Source organism: Arthrobacter ginkgonis, assembly GCF_039540195.1.
Lineage (GTDB): Bacteria > Actinomycetota > Actinomycetes > Actinomycetales > Micrococcaceae > Zafaria > Zafaria ginkgonis.
In genome coordinates this window covers 1-17,865 of the sequence record NZ_BAABEO010000045.1, presented here as the reverse complement: position 1 = coordinate 17,865, position 17,865 = coordinate 1, and the positions used below count along the sequence as shown (strand labels likewise).

The following is a 17,865-nucleotide window of genomic DNA, read 5'->3' as shown; positions in this document are numbered from 1 at the left end:
AATCCTGCCCTCTACCCGATACTGGTGCCCAACCTCCTGGCCATTGGTTACCCGGAGGACATCATCAGCGTGCCAGAGGCCATCCTCGGCGTGGCCCCACCAACCCCTTCCCAGGTCGCGGTCTACCCCATCCGCCTGTACGTGGCCTCGGAGAAGAAATTCGTGAATTGTGGGCACGAGGTTGATCTAGGTGCCCTTCACCAGGAGGCCGAGATGCTGAGAGAACGGATGCGGCCGTATCTAAGCCTGGGCTCAAGCACGCCTGAAAGGGGATCAACCATGTTGATACTCACAGATCAGTCCTTCGGCGTGATCCCGCGTGACTGACCCGGGCGGCCACATCAGCACCACAACCGGAAAGGCGACAATTTGACCAGCATCCTTGCCCAGCACGTGCACCAGCTGACCCGCACTCACCTGGCGACGGGCCCGGACGGGGCGCCGGTGGAGCGGCCATCACTGCTCGAGCAGTTGCGGGGTGCGGTGAAGCCCGACGCTGGGGGCGGGGCAGCAGGATCCAGCGACGGGGCCCGGCTGCCCGTGGACGTCGGCGCCGTGTCCCTTCTGCAGGACATCGAGCGCAGCGCCCGCGCCGAACACCAGGAACTCTTCGAGACGCAGCACGGCACCTTGGAGCAAGTCATCCAACGGTTCGCGACCGTCACGCACCCGGAGTGGGTCGACTACCTGGCACGGGTCACTGGAGAGTGGGCGACCAGCATCGACCGGTACCTGCGCCCGCGAAAGCCGCGCCGGCGCCTGCACCAGCCGTGCCCGGCGTGCGGGGTGAAGTACCACGGCGAGGAACGGACCCCTACTCTCACCCTGAACTGCTGGGGGGAAGACGAGGAAACCCTGCCGCCGGCCGAATGGGACGCAGCCTGCGGAGCTTGTGGGGCTGAGTGGCGCGGGGAGGAAATTACTTGGTTTGTCGGCGCTCTTAGGTGTGCCTGAAAGATTCTTGACGTGTCTTGTCTCATCATGTTGCGTATTGATGCGTCCGTACAGTACGCTGAGTCGTGGTTAGGGAGTAGTGTCACTAAACTAACCACTTAGACCACCCACCCGGGTTGAGGCGTCTTGTTCGCTCTTGAAACCTCCCCGGGTGGGTTTCCCTTTTCCCGGTCAACGTCACCACCATCCTGTTCTGCTGGGGCCAGTGGTGGAACGAAGGCGAGCAACCCAACCAGACCAACTCCTTCGGACTGGTGCCGGCCTGCCGGGAAACAAACCACCATCCCCCTGGTGGACCACAACTGAATAGCGCCGGCCTTCCCCCAATGAGGCCGGGCGCACGGGCTGCGGAGCAAGACCGCGGCGGTTCGCGACCGCACAGCCCACGAGACGGCGGGGCCCCCGGCCCACCACCAACGAAGCGCGGGGCGAGCACCCGCCGTCCAACAACCCCTGACGGGAGGCGGTTCAATGTGGCGCCACGACGCACCTACACCGACACCGAGCGCACTCACGTCCTCGACCTCCACGCCAAAGGCGTCACCCGCAACGCGATCATGCGCGAAACCGGGTACTCCGCACGGTTCATCTCCGACACCGTCGCCGACGCCGGCCTAACCTTCGCCCGCGGCGCTGAGGTCGCCGCCGCCACGCAGGCCAAGCAGATTGACAACAAGGCCCGCCGCGCCACGATCATCGGCCGGCTGTACGCCCAGGCCGAAGCCGTCCTCGACCGCCTCGAACAGCCCACCCGGTACAAGACCATGGTCAAGGGCGAAAAGGGCGTCGACATCGAAACGGTCCTGGACTTCATCCCGCCCGGCGACCGCCGCAACGAACTCACGTCCGTCGGCATCTCGCTGGACAAGGCCGTCGCCCTCGAAAAGATCGACACCGATAACGGCGCCGGACAAGCCCTGTCCATGCTTGACCGCCTCGCCGAACAACTCCAGGGGGTCCCGCTTGCCGACCTCGACCTTGGCGGCAGTGAGCCCGAGGCAGCTGCACTTCCTGAAGACCAGTAACCGGCGCGTCAACATCCTTGAAGGCGCGATCCGCTCCGGCAAGACGATCATCGCGATCCTCCGCTGGTTCCTCTTCGTCGCCAAGGCGCCCCGCGGCGGGGAGCTCCTGATGATCGGCCGCACCCGAGACAGCGTGTGGCGGAACATGGTCGCCCCCATGCAGAACCCCGACCTGTTCGGGGCCCTCGCAGACCAGGTCATCGGGAACTACGGGGCGCCGACCGTGAAGATCCTCGGCCGCACCGTGCACGTCATGGGCGCCTCCGACGCGAAGGCGGAGCGGGTGCTGCGCGGCATGACCGTCGCCGGCGCCCTGGTCGACGAGGTCACCACGATCCCCGAAGAGTTCTTCACCCAGCTCCTCGGCCGCATGTCCGTCCGGGGCGCGCAACTGTTCGGCACCACCAACCCCGACAGCCCGGCCCACTGGCTCAAGCGGAAGTTCCTCGACCGCATCGGCCGCGGCTTGGGCGACTGGGCGCGCTGGTCCTTCACCATCGACGACAACCCCAGCCTTGAGCCCGACTACATTGCCGCGATCAAGGCCGAGTTCACCGGCCTCTGGTACCGGCGCTTCATCCTGGGCGAATGGGTCGCCGCCGAGGGTGCCGTCTACGACATGTGGGACCCCAAGCGCCACACCATCCCCTGGGCCGATCTGCCGGCCATGACCCGCCTCCTCGGCGTGGGCATCGACTACGGCACCACCAACGCCACCAGCGCCATGATGCTCGGCCTCGGTGTGGATAACCGGCTCTACCTTGTGGACGAATGGCGGTACGACGCCAAGCAATCCCAGCTGCGCCTCACCGACGACCAGATCAGCGGACGCATCCGCGCCTGGCTGGCCGAAGACCACCTGCCCGGGGACCGGCAGCTCCGCCCCGAGTGGACGATCGTCGACCCCGCCGCCGCATCGTTCAAGGTCCAGCTATCCGCGGACGGCATCACGAACGTCATCAACGGCGACAACAACGTCCTCTACGGCATCCGCACGACGGCGTCTCTGCTCTCCGCGGGGAAGCTCGTCATCGCGGACCGCTGCCACGGCTTCATCGAAGAGGCGCCGTCGTACTCCTGGGACCCGAAGGCCACCGAGCTCGGCGATGACAAGCCGCTCAAGGTCGCTGACCACTCCCTCGACGCCGGCCGCTACGCGATCACCACCACCGAAACCAACTGGCGAGCCCTCGTCGACCTCGCAGCCTAAGGAGGCCCCATGCCGCTCCCGGCAAACCAAACGGCATGGCCGCCCGCCGAGCTCGACCAGATGCGCGCCAAGTGGGACGAATGGTCCGCCTGGTACTCCAGCGACACCGATGCCCTCACCGACGTCTACACCAGCGCTGACGCCGATGCCACCCGCGACGGGCTCGCCCGCCGCGCCGCGAAGGCCGTTGTTCGGTTCTTCTGGGGCGAGAAGCGCCGCGATCTGACCAAGCCGGCCGAGCGGAAGCTGCACGTTCCCGTCGCCGCCGACCTCTGCCAGGCCTCCGCGGACCTCCTGTTCTCCGAGCCGCCGACCATCCGCCTCGACGTGCCTGTGGTCGTTGGTCAGGACGGCAAGCCCGCCCCGGAGCCAGAGAACGTCGCCCGCACCCGGGAACGGCTCGAAGAGATCACCGGGCCCGCCCTGCACAAGGCTCTCGCGTCCGGCGCCGAAACGGCTGCCGCGCTCGGGGGCGTGTATCTGCGCGCCATGTGGGACACCAGCGTCGCCCAGCACGCGTTCGTCACCGTGGTCGACTACGACGCCGCATGGCCCGAATTCCGGTGGGGCCGGCTCGTGGCCATCACCTTCTGGAGCGTCGTGGGCCGCAACGGCCAGACCGTGATCCGGCACCTCGAGCGCCACGAGCTCGACAACCTCGGCGTCGGCGTGATCTTCCACGGACTCTACGAGGGCACCGACTCCAACCTCGGCCGCGCCGTCCCCCTCACCGAGCACCCGGCCACCGCCGACCTCGCGACTGAGGTCGACGAGGAGAGCAAGATCAGCACCCTCTCCCCCGGCCTGGACGTGTTCCACTGGGAGAACTCCACCCCCAACCGGCGCTGGCGCAAACACCCGCTCGGGAAGCACTTGGGACGCTCCGACCTCGACGGCATCGAACCGCTCATGGACGCCATCGACGAGGCCTACACCTCGCTCATGCGCGACGTGCGCCTTGGCAAGTCGATGATCATCGTGCCCCGCGGCATGCTGGACAGCAACGGCGCCGGCGAAGGCGCATCGTTCGCCCAGGACGAGGTCTACTCCCCGATCAACGCGGCACCCGGATCCGCAGCGGATTCCAAGCTGGCCATCGAGAAGGTCCAGTTCAGCATCCGTGTGCAGGAGCACGAGCAGACCATCGGCATCCTGTGGGCGCAGCTGATCCGCTCGGCCGGCTACTCCGCCCAGACCTTCGGCGAAGGGTCCTCCGTCGCGGCGACCGCCACGGAGGTCTGGTCCAAGGACCGCCGCTCCGCCCTCTCCCAGGGCCGCAAGGGCCGCGTGGTCGAGCCGGTCCTGATGGACCTCGTGAAGAAGCTCCTGGCCATCGACGCGGCCGTGTTCCGCTCCGGCGTGGACACGTCCCTCCCGGTGGACGTGGAACTCGCCGACGGCGTCCAGCCCGACGTCGAGGCGTTGGCCCGCACCGCGCAACTGCTCTCCGCCGCCGTCGCCGCGTCCATCGAAACCCGGGTCAGGCTCGTCAACCCGGACAAGGACGAGACGTGGATCGGCGAGGAAGTCGAACGGATCAAGGCTGAAAACCAGCTGGAACCGTTGGCGGACCCGGATACCCTAGGCGTGGACGGGGCCGGCCTGTCCGGCCAGTTCGGAGGGGGCGAAGATGGCGATACCGGAGACGGCGAAGCCTGACGCCTGCACCTGCGACTGGGAGGAAGTCACCGAGCTCTGCGACCCGGAGACGATGATCGAGCGGACCGGGCCCGACCTGCTCTGCCCGACCCATCCGCCACTCATTAGGGGGGCGCATGGCGATACGCCCTGATGATGCCGCGATCCTCGCCAAGGACATGCGGGAACTGTTTGCGGAGGCGGAAGCGCTGCTGCTGCAGAAGCTCGCCGCGGCCCTCGCCAAGGGTGTGGACAAGCCGGAGTGGGCGGAGCAGAAGCTTCTCGCCACTCAGGTCATGCTCCGCTCTCTCGATGGCGTGCTGGAGGACCTTGCTAGGGGCGTCCCTGGCGCCGCTGCGCGGGCAGTGGCCATGGCCTACAACCGGGGCGTGGCCACCGCCGGCACGGACCTGACCTCGGCTGGCATGGCGTTCGGCGCTTTCGACGGGACCCCCAACACCGGGGCCGTCGCCGCGATCACCCAGGACGTTGTCGGCAGGCTGGACCCGATGCGGTTCCAGATCAAACGGGCCATAGCGGACCTGTACCAGCAGGTCGTCACCCAGACCGCCGCGCAGGTCACCACCGGCGTCCTCACCCGCCGTGAAGCCTCCCGGATGGTCCTCAACCGTCTTGCTAAGCAGGGCATCACAGGTTTCGTGGACAAGTCGGGGCGCCGCTGGGAGATGGGCGCCTACGCCGAGCAGGCTGTCCGCACCGCCAGCATGAACGCCTCGCTGCAAGGGCACGTGGACAAGATGTACGACCTCGGCGTCGACACGATGATCGTTTCGGACGCCCCCGAGGAGTGCAAAATCTGCCGCCCCTGGGAAGGCCGGGTCCTGTCCATCAGCGGCCATACCCGCGGCACGTTGAAGGACGGCCGCGTGGTCAAGGGTTCCCTCGCCGAAGCCAAGGGCGACGGGCTGTTCCACAACAACTGCCGGCACTCTCTCTCCATCTACCTGCCCGGCATCACCAAAGGCCCGGGCAGGGACACCGCCGATCCCGCGGGCCAGGAGCTCCGGGACCAGCAGCGCGGGTACGAGCGGGCCGTCCGTGAGGGCAAGCGAAAGCTGATCATCGCCGAGCAGATCGGCGGCAAGCAAAGCGACGGTTACCGCCAGGAACGCCAGAAGCTCACCTCGCTGCAGGCCGAGTTCAAGGATTGGCGGGACGCCAACGACCGCAAGGACCTTGGTTACCGGACCAACCTGCGCGCCCGCTAGACCTCGTTGGGCCCCAGGGGAGGAGACCTCTCGGGTGTAAAAGAGTGACCAGTAGATCATCGCCCAACCCCATTACCTCCAAGCCGTTCCCGAATCGGGGCGGCTTTTCTCATGCACCAAACACCTCGGGAGAACACCATGAACAAGCCTCGCCTGATCCACGGCATCGACCTGTACGCCCCGGGCGGCCTCGAAGCACTCTTTGCCTACCGCCGCGCCCAGTTCGGCGACGCCGTCATGCAGCTCGGCGCTGGCGACGCGGGCGACAGCGGAGCGGGCGACCAGCAGGGCGCAGAAGGCGGCACGGGCGGCGATCAGGCCGCCGCCGGAGCCGGGGCCCAGCAGGACGGCGAGAAGCCCGCAGGCGACCAGCAGGCCGAATGGGACGGCAAGGTTGAATCCCTGCCCGCGGCCGCGCAGAAGATCATCGCCGACCTCCGCAAGGAAGCCGGTGACGAGCGCGTGGCTGGCAAGACGCTCTCCGCGATCCAGAAGGCCCTCAACCCCGACGCCAAGGGCGACGAGAAGCCCGACGCCGACCAGCTCGCCAAGGCCCTCGCCGAACGCGACACCGAAACCCGGCAAGCCAAGACCGAACTCGCCGTCTACCGGCTCGCCGGCAAGCACTCCGCCGACGCGGATGCCCTCCTCGACTCCCGCGCCTTCCTGGCGAAGATCGCGGACCTCGACCCCTCCAAGACCGCCGACATTGAGAAGGCGATCAAGGAAGCGGTCAACAGCAACCCCAAGCTCAAGACGGCCCTGGCGGCCAGCAAGAGCGGCGCTGACATCTCCGGCGGGTCCGGCGAGGCGCGCAAGCAGTCCAAGTCCCTCACTTCCGCAGTCAGCGCCCACTACGGCGCATAAGCATTAGGAGCACACCGTGGCAGTTTCCCTGTCCGAGTCCAAGAACAACGCTGTAGAGGACTACAGTCCCGCCGTCATCGACGAGTTCCGCAAGGAATCCGCGATCCTCGACAGCCTCATCTTCGATGACGTCGTCAACCCGGCCGGTGGCGGCGCGACCCTCGACTACGGCTACCGCCGTCAGGTCACCCAGGCGACCGCGGCCACCCGTGCCATCAACACCGAGTACACCGCGCAGAACGTCACCACGGAGAAGAAGTCCGTGACGCTGGCCGTCATGGGTGGCTCGTTCGAGGTGGACCGCGTCACCGCGAAGATCGGCCCGACCGCTTCCGCGAACGTGGCCCTGAACCTGTCCGAGAAGATCAAGTCCACCCGGACCAAGTTCCAGGACCTGGTCATCAACGGCGACACCGCCGTGGACGCGAACGGCTTCGACGGCCTCGACAAGGCCCTCACCGGCTCCGCCACCGAGTTCCGCGCCACGTCCGTCACGGACTGGTCGGACTTCGACACCAACGCCCGCGCCGAGCACAAGGCGCTGGACGCCCTGGACGAGTTCCTGGCGCTGCTCGACGGCGCCGCGACCGTGCTGGTCGGCAACAAGGACGTGCTGGCCCGCGTGCGCGCCGCCGTGCGCCGCGCCAACCAGTACGTAAAGTCCCCGGTGGAGGACCTGACGGACGAGCACGGCCGTCCGATCGTCCGCGAGCAGTACGGCAACATCCTGCTGGTCGACGCCGGGGAGCAGGCTGGCTCGTCCAACCTGATCATCCCGACCGAGACCCGCACCGTTGGTGTTTCCACGACCAATCTGACCGACCTCTACGCCTACCGCGTGGGCCTGAACGGCTTCCACGGCGTGTCCACCATCGGTGGCCAGCTCGTGCAGACCTGGCTGCCGGACTTCACCACCGCCGGCGCGGTCAAGAAGGGCGAGGTCGAGCTGGGCCCGGTCGCCGTGGCCCTCAAGACCACGAAGGCCGCGGCCGTCTTCCGCAACATCAAGGTCCGCTAGCCCGGACCACCCCTTCCGCTGGAGCCCCTGCCCCTCTGGGTGGGGGCTCCGGTGGTTCCCAACGTCTTAGGAGCCAGCATGGCCACCATCGAATCCCCTGTCGCCGACTTCACGGGTGTCGTGATCGGCGTCCACTTCAAGGACGGCGCAGCCGAGTCTGAGCATGAGGGCGCGCTGAACTACTTCCGCCGCCATGGCTACACCGTGACCGAGCCGGAGCCCAAGGAACCGGAGGCGCCCAAGGCGCCGGCCGATCCCGAAGACCCGAAGGTACCGGCCGACCCCGAAGGCACCCCCGAGGCGCCAGCGGGCAACGGTTCCACCGACGACTGGCGCGCCTACGCCGTCGCCCGCGGCATCGCCCCGGAGGCAGCCGCCGAGCTGTCCCGCGACGAACTCAAGGCCGCCGTCGCCAACATCGACGCCGAGTAGCAAAGGAGGCCCGCTGTGGCACGCAACTACGCAACCGCCGCCGACCTCCAGGAATGGACGGGCGCGGCACCGCCGGCCAACGCGGCGGGCCTCCTGCGCTCGGCATCCTCCCTCGTCGAACGCGACACCCTGACGGCGATCTACGCGCACGACACGGACGGCTACGCCACGGAGCCGGGCACCGCCACGGCATTCCGGGAAGCCGTCTGCGCGCAGGCTGCGTTCTGGGCGGCCAACGGGCTCGACCCTACAGCTGGGGCGCTGGGCATCCAGGCGGAGCGGGTCGCGTCGTCGAAGTCGATCAAGGGCGCGTCGGTCAGCTACGACACGGCCGACGCCGCGGCCACGAAGGCGGCCCGGGTCGCCGCGCTGGAAACCCTCTGCAGTGAGGCGTGGCGGATCCTCTCGACCGCCGGCCTCACCCCGGCAGGTGTGCGATGACGATCGTCTACGGCGCCCCGGGCGCGTACCCGACCGAGCTGGACGACTTCTACGTGCACACCGTCACCGTCCACACGCTCACCAGCCAGGGCGCGTGGGGCGACGACTACACGCCCACGGCCGGGGTGAAGTGCTTCATCGACGACACCCGCACGCTCGTCCGGGACGGGCAGGGCGCCGAGGTCATCTCGGAAACCAACCTGACCGCGCCGCCCTACTACGCGTCGCTGTTCAAGCCCGGCTCCACCGTGGACCTGCCCAGCCGGACCGCCACGGTCATCAAGGCCGGGCTGGCCGACTCGGGCCCGCTCGAGCTGCCCGACCACATCGAAGTCTGGCTCACGTGACCCAGGGCGCGAGTATCAAGATCAACCCCCGCGTCCGGGACATCGTCAACGGGGCCGCCGTCCGCGGGCTCACCCTCGCCGCCGAGCATGCCCTCGGGGAAGCGAACAAGAACGTCCCCATCGAGGAAGGCACCCTCGAACGCTCCGGATACACCACCGTGGACCCGGGCGGGCTGCAGGCGGCCATCAGCTACGACACCCCATATGCGGTCCGGCAGCACGAGGACATGAGCCTGCGCCACGACGACGGCCGTACCGCCAAGTGGCTGGAGAACGCCGTCAACGCCGAAGCGCAGAACGTCCGGGACATCATCGCCGGCGCGATCCGGAAGGACCTCTGATGGGCTTCACCCGCAACCTCGCCGACGGCATCGGCCAACACCTGAGCGCGACTGGGGCCATCGCCTACAAGACGTCCGGGACGTACCTGACCAGTGAGGTCGGCCTGCACCTGGACCAGTTGCCCACCACTCCGGACCGGGCTGTCGGGCTCACCCTGTACCCGGTCACGGACTCCGGCAACACGGACTCGATCGTGGGCGCCCAGTTCCGGATCCGCGGCCGGGCGAACAACCGGGCCGACGTGAAGGACACCGGAGACGCCATCTTCGATGCCCTCCACGACCTGCAAGCCGTCACCCTCGGCGGCATCCCGGTCGTCCGGGTGTGGCGCAACAGCGCGGCCAGCCTCGGTGCCGACAGCAGCAACCGGCAAGAGGAAACCCACAACTACTACCTCGAGCTCACCCGGACCGGCACCCACCGCCGCGACTAACCCCCTAGGAGAAACACCATGACCATCACCGCAGGAGTGCTCGGCGACTGGCTCGTCGAAGTTGCCGCCTACACCGACGGCACCGCACCCACCACCTGGACCCCGCTCGGCGGCATCACCGAGTTCACCCCGCCGCAGCGCGAGAAGAACTTCGAGAACGACGCCGAGTTCGACGGCACCCACTGGGGTTCCCAGATTGCCACCGGCATCAGCTGGACGTCGGAGGCGACCGTGAAGCGCCCCCGCGCCACCCTCGCCGAAGACCCCGGGCAGGCGATCCTCCTGGCCGCGGCGGAGGAAATCCTCGAGGGCGGGTTCGTGCACGTGCGCTTCTCCCAGCGCGGCGTCACCCCGAAGGCCGGCAAAGAGGGCATCGCGAACGTCGACCTGAACGACAACGGCGGCCCGAAGACGGACCAGACCACCGCGGCCCTGACCCTGACCGGCCGCGGCGCGCTGATCCCGTTCACCGTCTCCCCGTAACCCCCACACTCCCTGCCGCCGCGTTTACCGAGGGCGCGGCGGCAGGGGCACCACCTCGGCACCCTCGGCACCTCGGAAAGGTACCCCATGGCTTTCAAGGCATTCCGCGAGTCAGCGGACACCGGCATCACCCTGCCCATCAACGGGAAGAAGTACACGCTCCCGCCCATCAGCGCCCGCATCGGCGCCGAGATGCTCGACTACTTCACCATCGCCGCCAAGGTCGCACAGCAGCAGCAGGCCGGCGCAGAACCCGCACTGGCGGCCGAGGACATGGAGATCCTGTCCGACGCCGACGAACGCCGCATGTACCGCGAAGCCCTCGGCCCCGCCTGGGACCAGCTGGTCGACGACGGTGCATCCTTCGCCGCGCTCAAGCTGGCCGCGATGACGAACATCATCCATTACGTCCGCGACCCCGAAACCGCGGAGGCGTACTTCAACGCGGGGGGAAAAGCACCAGCGCCGAACAGGGCGGCGCGGCGAACGGCGACCCGGACCCGTACGGGCGCGGCCACTACGACGAAGCCACGGGCCTAAGCGAGTGGTACGAGTACCCCTCCGGGCACGGCAAGGGCGAGACCTTCACCTGGGAGCAGGTCATGGCCCAATGGCCGCTCATCGAACTGGACCTGCACCAGTTCTACGGGATCGACACCGCTGACGGGTGCCTGGACGCCCGGTCGTGGCGGTGGCTCGCCCACCGCATCACCGGCCTCTTCGCGATCGAGCACTCCCGGCTGCGCGTGAAGTTCTACCCGTCCAAGCAGCAGCAGGCCCCGGCACGCAGGGGCCGCAGATAACTACATAGAGGGGTCCCATCATGGCGCTCAACGTCGGCGAACTCACCGCAGTCCTCGGCCTCGACGCCGGACCCTTCGACAAAGGCCTCTCCGGAGCCATGGACAAGCTCGGCAACAAGGGCAACTGGAACAAGGCCGCCGCCGGCGCCGGGCTCGCAGCCGGTGCCGCCCTGGGCGCCGGCCTCATGTCCTCCGTCGAAACCGACGGGGCCGTCCGCAAGATGAACGCCGGGCTCGGCCTCACCGGGCCCGACGCCGAAAAGGCCGGAAACGTGGCCGGCGAACTGTTCTCCAAGGGCATGGGCGGCTCCATGGAGGACGTCACCACCGCCACCGGCGCCGTCATCTCCTCCATCTCCGGGATGCGCGAAGCCTCCGAGGCGGACGTCGCCGCCATGACGACCAAGATGATGGACCTCGCCACCGCGATGGAGGTCGACGTCGCCCGCGCCTCCCAGGTCGCCGGGCAGATGATCCACTCCGGGCTCGCCAAGGACGGGGCCGAGGCCGCGGACCTGCTCACCGTCGCCATGCAGAAGGTCCCCGCGAACATCCGCGAAGACCTGCTGGATGCCACTGACGAGTATGGGCCCTTCTTCTCCCAGCTCGGCATCAGCGGCGAAACCGCCATGACGATGCTCGTGGACTCCGCCCAGAAGGGCGCCTTCGGGATCGACAAGACCGGCGACGCCCTCAAGGAATTCACGATCCGCTCCACGGACATGTCCAAGGCCAGCGGCGAAGCTTACAAGGCGCTCGGCATGGACCAGGAGGAGATGACCAAGGCCCTCCTCGCCGGCGGCGACGAGGGCTCCGCAGCGTTCGCGAAGATCATCATGGGCCTCCAAGAGATGAAGGACCCCGCAGCGCAGTCGCAGGCCGCCCTCGCCCTGTTCGGGACCCCGCTCGAGGACCTGAACACCGGGGAGATTCCCCAGTTCATCGACCAGCTCGCGAACATGGACGGTGGGCTCGGGGACGTGTCCGGCGCCGCGGCCGCCATGGGCGCCGAACTGAACGGCGGGACCGGGTCCGCCCTGCTGACCTTCCAGCGGACCGCCCAGTCCGCCCTCAGCGACGTCATGGCGGACTCCCTGCCCTACATCACCCCCGTACTGAACATGCTCACCCAGTTCGCGCCGGTCATCGCCCCGCTCGCCCTCGGGCTGGCCGGGTTCGCCGCGGCCATCTGGCTGGTGCAGGGTGCGATCGCCGCCTGGAACGTCATCCAGCTGATCATGAACGCCACCCTCTGGGGCTTCCCCGTGGTCTGGATCATCGCCGCCATCATCGCGCTCATCGCCGCGATCTGGCTGATCGTCGCCAACTGGGACACCATCTCGGCTTGGCTGGTCGCCGCCGGCGCCGCGTTCGCCGCCTGGTGGAACGGCTTCTGGACCGCCATCGGCCAATGGATCTCCGACGTCTGGAACGGCTTCATCGGCTGGATCCAAGGCGTCTGGTCCGGGTTCGTCGGCTGGCTGCAGGGAATGGGCGCCGCCATCAGCGGCTGGTGGAACGGGCTCTGGACGGCGATCGGCCTCTTCGTGCGCACCGCCTGGAATCTGATCCTCGCCGTCATCAAGGGCGTCTGGTCGAACATCACCACGGCCATCCGGACCGCCGGGGAGAACGTGAAGTCCTTCCTCACCGGCATCTGGAACGCGATCAAGACGACCGTCACCACCGTGTGGGGCAGCATCGTCTCCTGGATCACCGGCATCCCCGGCAAGATCCTCTCCGGCCTGAACGCCCTCGCCAACCTCGGCAAGACCGTCGGCGAGTGGTTCGGGAAGGTCAAGACCGCAGCCGAAACCAAGTTCGGTGAGGTCGTCACGTTCATCGGTGGCATCCCGGGCAAGATCCTCTCCGGACTCGGGAACCTCGGGACTCTCCTCACGGACGCCGGCGGGCAGATCCTGCAGGGCTTCCTTGACGGCCTCACCGCAGGCTTCGAGAAGGTCAAGGGATTCGTCGGCGGCATCGGCGAGTGGATCGCGAACAACAAGGGCCCGAAGGCCTACGACCTCGCCCTCCTCGTTCCGGCCGGTGGCTGGATCATGCAGGGCCTGCGCAAGGGCATCGCTGACGACATGCCCGCCCTGGGCAAGACCCTCGGGGACGTGTCCGGGCTGATCGCCGGCGGCATCAACCCCGAACTCACCGGCGCCACCGCCTACACTCTGTCCGCGACCACCAGCACCGGCCCCGGAGCGGGCGCCGCCTCCCGGACCATCAACTACGCGCCGACCCTGCAATACGCCGGAGAAACCCCGGAGCAGGTGCTGGCACGGGACCGGGCACGGTTCAACGACATGCTCACCACCGCAAACATCTAGGAGGCCGCGATGGCGAGCATCGTCTACGCCGCACCGTACATCCCGCCCGCCCCGGAACCGTCCCCCTGGGCGGGGATCGGGATGACGTGGACCGGCTGGGACGGCTCCATTTGGGACCTCACCACCCGGGCCTCCGGACTCTACCTGCGCCGCGGGGTCCGGGGGCTCGGGGCGCCGGAGCATGAGCGCCGATTCTCTGTCTCCCCGGGCATCCCCGGCTCCCGCCACAAAGGCCACAGGATCGTCGACCGGGAAGTGTTCTGGCCGGTCCGGCTCTGGCACGACAAGTCCTCGGTCGGGTTCGTGCAACGGGACGGCGCGTTCTGGCGCACCATGGACCCCGACCAGCCCGGCGTGTGGACCGTTGACGTGCCCGCCACCGGCCGCCGCTACCTCGACTGCCGCTTCGACGCCGAAGAGGCCGGCAGCTTCGACCTCAACCCCGTCCGCCAGGGATGGGCGGACTACGGGATCCGCATGCTCGCCGACCGCCCCCTCTTTTACGGGGACGTGCGACGGAGGACGTGGGCCGAGCCCGAGGAGCAGAACTTCTTCGGAGGCTCGGTAGGGTTCGGGCCGCCGTTCATCATCGGTTCCGGATCCAACACGGGCACGGCGTCGATAGACAATCCCGGAGACGTCCCCGCCTACCCTGCCTGGACCGTCACGGGACCGTTCACTGGGTTCACCGTCGGTGTCGGCAGCGATACGGCGACGCTGGTCATGACGGTCCCGGGCGGCGAAGCGGTTCGCCTCCTCACCGACCCGAGCGTCGGCCCCCGTGCCTTCCGTGGCACCCTCGTCGCCGACGAAACGCAGCCGGACGGCTGGGCCAAGGACGACCAGGGGTCCTACCTGATCACCGGCGAAACGGACGTCACCCACGAGATCGAAGCTGACTCCGTGTTCGCACCCATCCCCGCCGGCCAGGCGCGGCCCCTGAACCTCGCAGTGGCGGGCATGGGCACGGTCACCGCCGAAATCGTCCCGAAGTACAGGAGGGCCTGGTGAACCAGTCGCCGTGGCAGCTGCGCATCTATGACAAGGCCCTCGGCTTCAAGGGGTTCGTGGGCGATGCGGAAGTCTCGGCTAAGCCCTGCTTCAACGACACTCCCACCCTGACGATCAAGCTGGACGCGGACCACTACGCCGCCCCGAAGCTCGCCGCCGCGGGCGCCCGGGTGGTCGCCTACCGCCACGGCCGGGCCGTCATGTCCGGCCCAGTGAAGCTGCAGTCCGTCGCCGGCCTTGCGGAAGGCGGGGTCCTCACCTTCACCCTGGAGGGCGACTTCCGGCTCCTGAAGAACATCCTTGCCTTCCCGGTCGCGGACCACACCGTCACCGGCGCCACCGTGAACGACCAGGACGTCGAATACCGCAGCATCACCGCGCCGGCCGAGACCGTCGTGAAGACCATCATCGCGGAGAACCTGGCACGCATCGGCGGGGCCTTCGCGGCGAAATTCCAGATCGCCACCGACGAAGGCCGCGGCGCCACCATCAAGTCCACCTTCCGGATGCACGCCCCCTACGACCGGCTCTTCCCCGCCGTCGAACAGGCAGGCCTCGGCGTATCGGTGCTGCAGGTCGGCGACAAGATCGTCATCGACGTCTACGAGCCCCGCGTCTACCCGCACGTCCTCTCCGTGGAGAACGGCACCCTCGCCGACGGGTCCGGAACCCTCAGTATCCCCACCCTCACCCGGGCCGTCGTCGGCGGCCAAGGCGAAGGCACCGCTCGCACCTTCAAGCAGTACAAGGACGCAGCCCGGGAAGCCGAGTACGGCGACATCATCGAGCAGCTAGTCGACGCCCGCGATTCGAGCTCCGGCGACGTCTACGCCGAACGGGCCGCCGAAGCCCTCGCCGAAGGCGCCCCCAAAGCCGGGTTCTCCCTCACGCTCCTCGAGTCCGACAGCTTCACCTACGGGCCCGACGGCGTCCTCGAAGGCGACCTCGTCACCGTGAAAATCGGCGCCCTCGAAGTCACCGACATCATCCGCGAAGTCCCCCTCACCTGGGACAAGGACGGCGACACCGCCACCCCCACCGTCGGCGACCACCCCGAAAACCCCGCCCGACGCCTCATCAACATGGTTCGCAAGCTCGCCACCGGCGAAAAAGACAGGAAGGCCCGCTAATGGTCGCACTCCCCGCAGGCTCCGCCAGCTACGGTTACGACGGATCCGCCGACGAGACCGCCTTCCACAAGATCATGGACTACTCCGCCTCCTCGAGGTACGGAGTCAACACCCCCGGCGCGTTCAAGGCCACCAACGTGGCCGGCCAGGCCCTGCAGATCAGCCTGGCCGCCGGCACCGCATGGACCGCCGGCGTTATCGACATCATGCCCACGGCACAGACTGTGCAGCTCAATGCGGCGACCAGCACCCGCTGGGACTTGGTCGTGCTGCGCCGCGACTGGCAGCCGACGATCGGCGTCACGACCATCGAAGTCATCCAGGGGACCTCCGCCAAGGCCCTCCCCTCCCGCAACAACAACGGTGGCGTCCTGGACGATCAGCCGCTGTGGCTGCTGCGCATCGAGCCGGGGCAGAGCGTCCCCGCCGAGTTCGTCGACCTGCGCCTCTGGGCCCGCAACGGCGGCTGCACCGCCAACGACGACCTCGTCCGCTCCTACCTGAGCACCACCGGCGCATCCGTGGAAATCAACGGCGTCCTGTGGCTGTACCGGGTCGGGGCAAACGGCACCAATGAGTGGGTCAAGCCGGTCGAACTGGCGATGGCCGCCGACTCTTCCTCGTCCTCGACCGGCGCCGCCGGCAAGCTCGTTCGCCGTGACTCGAACCACCGCTTCGGGATACTGGACCCGGTCACCGCCACGCACCCGGCTTCCAAGGGCTACGTGGACTTCGAGATCCAGGACCACGGCCACCACGCCCTGACGAGCGAAGGCGACGGGATCGTCCTCTTCGTCGGCAGCGACTCCCGCGGCAAGTACGTGGACTCGGACGCCATCCGTGCCCGGACGTACGACGAAGCCCCGAATATGTACATCGGCAGTGACGGAAAAATCGGGCGCTCAACGAATGCGCCAACCCCCCGGTTCGGAACCGTCAGTGTCCCCCTGAGCTCATCCGCGGGATCGGATGGCTTCCATAAGGGCACGATCAACGTCAACATCCCCTCCGGAGTCTTCGACCAGACCCCCGTGGTCTTCGTTAGCGCCCTCTCGGAGGCCCCCGAACTCATCGGTGCGGTCACCGCGCACGACCGAACCAAAACCGGCTTCCTCATCAGTGTTGCCCGCCGAACCGGCACCACCACCACGGTGGCCTGGTGGGCAGTCACCAGCTGACCGGGCCCGCCCCTACCCCCTGCACACCCAAGACTTGGAGGCATAGGCCGTGGCCTACACATTCGACCCGATCTTCGCGATCGACCCCTTCGACCCGTCCAAGGCGGCGGCCAACGCCGCGATCACGATCTTCGCCCCGGGCGACAACACCCAGGCGCCGCTGACCATCACGGACACGTCCGGCCTGCCGCTGGCTAACCCTGTCACGACGAACGCTGACGGGTTCGCGCCTGCGTTCATCGCCGACCTGGACCGGGTGGCATGGATCGGTGGCGGCCTGACGGGCTTCTTGACCTCCTATGAGGGCTTGAAGGAAGTGGCTACTGCCGCCGCGGACTCCGCGGGAGTGGCAGCCCAGGCGGCCGATGGGTCCCGGGTCGCTGCCGAATCGGCCGGGACTACTGCCGCCAGCGGGGCGGTGGCGGCAGTGCAGGCGCAGCTGGGCGCCGCAGTGGACGCGGCCAGCGCATCGGCTCAGGCCGCGCAGGCCGCCGCACTGCTGGTCGATACCCCCGCCGGCAGCGTGATCCGCCAGACGGTCGAGACCGACTTGGATACCCCCGGGTCCGGGCTGTCGACTCGACTTAATGCCGCATTTGTGCGGTTCGTGGACCAGGATGGCAACCCGCTCCCCGCCGGGTCCGTGACGACAATCCACGTCAACACCACTACGGGCGACATCGACGACATCACATTCGAGGAGGCCTAAGCCATGGCGTACATGAAGGACAGCACCGGCCGCCGCCTTGACACCTTCAAGGCAGTTAGCCGCCCCGAGTCGGACGCGCTGTACGGCAGCAACGCGAAGCTCGCGGCCCGCTCCGCACCCGGACTGGACGCACTGATCCTGCCGACCTACACCGGAACCGTGCCAACATTCACGACCTCGGCTGTCAACGCGACATCGAGCATCACGAACAGCATCACGCACCCGTACAACACCGAGAAGGTGTCGTTCATGGGTGGCGTGATGAGTCCCCATAAG

22 protein-coding genes are annotated in these 17,865 nt (G+C 67.9%); all 22 read left to right on the top strand.

All coding sequences use genetic code 11. The features are described 5' to 3' along the window. A partial coding sequence (locus ABD912_RS23345) for a hypothetical protein (RefSeq protein ID WP_345154855.1) occupies positions 1-327 on the top strand: 327 nt, incomplete at its 5' end. 42 nt (positions 328-369) lie between these two features. Then, positions 370-954, top strand: a complete 585-nt coding sequence (locus tag ABD912_RS23340) for a DUF7341 domain-containing protein (RefSeq protein WP_345154854.1) — start codon at positions 370-372, stop codon at positions 952-954. A 473-nt stretch (positions 955-1,427) separates the two neighbouring features. After that, positions 1,428-1,979, top strand: a complete 552-nt coding sequence (locus tag ABD912_RS23335) for a hypothetical protein (RefSeq protein ID WP_345154852.1) — start codon at positions 1,428-1,430, stop codon at positions 1,977-1,979. Further along, positions 1,942-3,189 (top strand): PBSX family phage terminase large subunit, encoded by a 1,248-nt coding sequence (locus ABD912_RS23330; RefSeq protein ID WP_345154851.1) that lies wholly within the window; start codon positions 1,942-1,944, stop codon positions 3,187-3,189. Before ABD912_RS23335 ends, ABD912_RS23330 begins: the two co-directional genes overlap by 38 nt. 9 nt (positions 3,190-3,198) lie before the next feature. Continuing rightward, positions 3,199-4,848, top strand: a complete 1,650-nt coding sequence (locus ABD912_RS23325; RefSeq protein WP_345154849.1) for a phage portal protein — start codon at positions 3,199-3,201, stop codon at positions 4,846-4,848. Between the two features lie 116 nt (positions 4,849-4,964). Continuing rightward, complete coding sequence (locus ABD912_RS23320) at positions 4,965-6,056, top strand: phage minor capsid protein (RefSeq protein WP_345154848.1); 1,092 nt, start codon at positions 4,965-4,967, stop codon at positions 6,054-6,056. A gap of 138 nt (positions 6,057-6,194) precedes the next feature. Next, a complete protein-coding gene (locus tag ABD912_RS23315; RefSeq protein ID WP_345154847.1) occupies positions 6,195-6,923 on the top strand; it encodes a hypothetical protein in 729 nt (242 codons plus the stop codon). A gap of 16 nt (positions 6,924-6,939) precedes the next feature. Further along, positions 6,940-7,941, top strand: coding sequence for a major capsid protein (locus ABD912_RS23310; protein ID WP_345154844.1), 1,002 nt, complete (start codon positions 6,940-6,942; stop codon positions 7,939-7,941). Positions 7,942-8,019: 78 nt separating this feature from the next. Further along, complete coding sequence (locus tag ABD912_RS23305) at positions 8,020-8,373, top strand: hypothetical protein (RefSeq protein WP_345154842.1); 354 nt, start codon at positions 8,020-8,022, stop codon at positions 8,371-8,373. A 15-nt stretch (positions 8,374-8,388) separates the two neighbouring features. Continuing rightward, positions 8,389-8,814, top strand: coding sequence for a hypothetical protein (locus ABD912_RS23300; protein WP_345154841.1), 426 nt, complete (start codon positions 8,389-8,391; stop codon positions 8,812-8,814). Continuing rightward, on the top strand, positions 8,811-9,161 hold the full coding sequence (locus ABD912_RS23295) for a hypothetical protein (protein WP_345154840.1): 351 nt from the start codon (positions 8,811-8,813) through the stop codon (positions 9,159-9,161). The genes ABD912_RS23300 and ABD912_RS23295 overlap by 4 nt, the downstream gene beginning before the upstream one ends. Beyond that, the gene (locus tag ABD912_RS23290) at positions 9,158-9,502 is read left to right on the top strand and encodes a hypothetical protein (protein ID WP_345154839.1); all 345 of its coding nucleotides are present in this window, start codon (positions 9,158-9,160) and stop codon (positions 9,500-9,502) included. Before ABD912_RS23295 ends, ABD912_RS23290 begins: the two co-directional genes overlap by 4 nt. Continuing rightward, entirely contained in the window at positions 9,502-9,936 is a 435-nt protein-coding gene (locus tag ABD912_RS23285) for a minor capsid protein (protein ID WP_345154838.1), read from the top strand. Before ABD912_RS23290 ends, ABD912_RS23285 begins: the two co-directional genes overlap by 1 nt. A gap of 18 nt (positions 9,937-9,954) precedes the next feature. Continuing rightward, positions 9,955-10,419: a phage tail tube protein gene (locus tag ABD912_RS23280; protein WP_345154837.1), complete on the top strand. Its 465-nt coding sequence runs from the start codon at positions 9,955-9,957 to the stop codon at positions 10,417-10,419. 87 nt (positions 10,420-10,506) lie between these two features. Then, positions 10,507-10,959: a DUF7426 family protein gene (locus tag ABD912_RS23275; RefSeq protein ID WP_345154835.1), complete on the top strand. Its 453-nt coding sequence runs from the start codon at positions 10,507-10,509 to the stop codon at positions 10,957-10,959. A gap of 62 nt (positions 10,960-11,021) precedes the next feature. Then, on the top strand, positions 11,022-11,222 hold the full coding sequence (locus ABD912_RS23270) for a hypothetical protein (protein WP_345154834.1): 201 nt from the start codon (positions 11,022-11,024) through the stop codon (positions 11,220-11,222). Between the two features lie 20 nt (positions 11,223-11,242). Then, complete coding sequence (locus ABD912_RS23265; RefSeq protein WP_345154832.1) at positions 11,243-13,561, top strand: phage tail tape measure protein; 2,319 nt, start codon at positions 11,243-11,245, stop codon at positions 13,559-13,561. Between the two features lie 9 nt (positions 13,562-13,570). Continuing rightward, positions 13,571-14,572, top strand: coding sequence for a phage tail family protein (locus ABD912_RS23260; RefSeq protein WP_345154831.1), 1,002 nt, complete (start codon positions 13,571-13,573; stop codon positions 14,570-14,572). Further along, positions 14,569-15,702 (top strand): Gp37-like protein, encoded by a 1,134-nt coding sequence (locus ABD912_RS23255; RefSeq protein ID WP_345154829.1) that lies wholly within the window; start codon positions 14,569-14,571, stop codon positions 15,700-15,702. Before ABD912_RS23260 ends, ABD912_RS23255 begins: the two co-directional genes overlap by 4 nt. After that, positions 15,702-16,880, top strand: a complete 1,179-nt coding sequence (locus ABD912_RS23250; RefSeq protein ID WP_345154828.1) for a hypothetical protein — start codon at positions 15,702-15,704, stop codon at positions 16,878-16,880. The genes ABD912_RS23255 and ABD912_RS23250 overlap by 1 nt, the downstream gene beginning before the upstream one ends. 49 nt (positions 16,881-16,929) lie before the next feature. Further along, complete coding sequence (locus ABD912_RS23245) at positions 16,930-17,589, top strand: hypothetical protein (RefSeq protein WP_345154827.1); 660 nt, start codon at positions 16,930-16,932, stop codon at positions 17,587-17,589. A 3-nt stretch (positions 17,590-17,592) separates the two neighbouring features. Then, positions 17,593-17,865: hypothetical protein (locus tag ABD912_RS23240; protein WP_345154825.1), on the top strand; the 273-nt coding region annotated here is incomplete at its 3' end.

Excerpts from the sequence above, each read along its gene's own strand:
- ABD912_RS23315 (WP_345154847.1), top strand. The coding sequence starts at position 6,195 with ATGAACAAGCCTCGCCTGATCCACGGCATCGACCTGTACGCCCCGGGC.
- ABD912_RS23265 (WP_345154832.1), top strand. The coding sequence starts at position 11,243 with ATGGCGCTCAACGTCGGCGAACTCACCGCAGTCCTCGGCCTCGACGCC.
- ABD912_RS23270 (WP_345154834.1), top strand. The coding sequence starts at position 11,022 with ATGGCCCAATGGCCGCTCATCGAACTGGACCTGCACCAGTTCTACGGG.
- ABD912_RS23325 (WP_345154849.1), top strand. The coding sequence starts at position 3,199 with ATGCCGCTCCCGGCAAACCAAACGGCATGGCCGCCCGCCGAGCTCGAC.
- ABD912_RS23320 (WP_345154848.1), top strand. The coding sequence starts at position 4,965 with ATGGCGATACGCCCTGATGATGCCGCGATCCTCGCCAAGGACATGCGG.
- ABD912_RS23285 (WP_345154838.1), top strand. The coding sequence starts at position 9,502 with ATGGGCTTCACCCGCAACCTCGCCGACGGCATCGGCCAACACCTGAGC.
- ABD912_RS23260 (WP_345154831.1), top strand. The coding sequence starts at position 13,571 with ATGGCGAGCATCGTCTACGCCGCACCGTACATCCCGCCCGCCCCGGAA.
- ABD912_RS23305 (WP_345154842.1), top strand. The coding sequence starts at position 8,020 with ATGGCCACCATCGAATCCCCTGTCGCCGACTTCACGGGTGTCGTGATC.
- ABD912_RS23275 (WP_345154835.1), top strand. The coding sequence starts at position 10,507 with ATGGCTTTCAAGGCATTCCGCGAGTCAGCGGACACCGGCATCACCCTG.
- ABD912_RS23250 (WP_345154828.1), top strand. The coding sequence starts at position 15,702 with ATGGTCGCACTCCCCGCAGGCTCCGCCAGCTACGGTTACGACGGATCC.
- ABD912_RS23295 (WP_345154840.1), top strand. The coding sequence starts at position 8,811 with ATGACGATCGTCTACGGCGCCCCGGGCGCGTACCCGACCGAGCTGGAC.
- ABD912_RS23280 (WP_345154837.1), top strand. The coding sequence starts at position 9,955 with ATGACCATCACCGCAGGAGTGCTCGGCGACTGGCTCGTCGAAGTTGCC.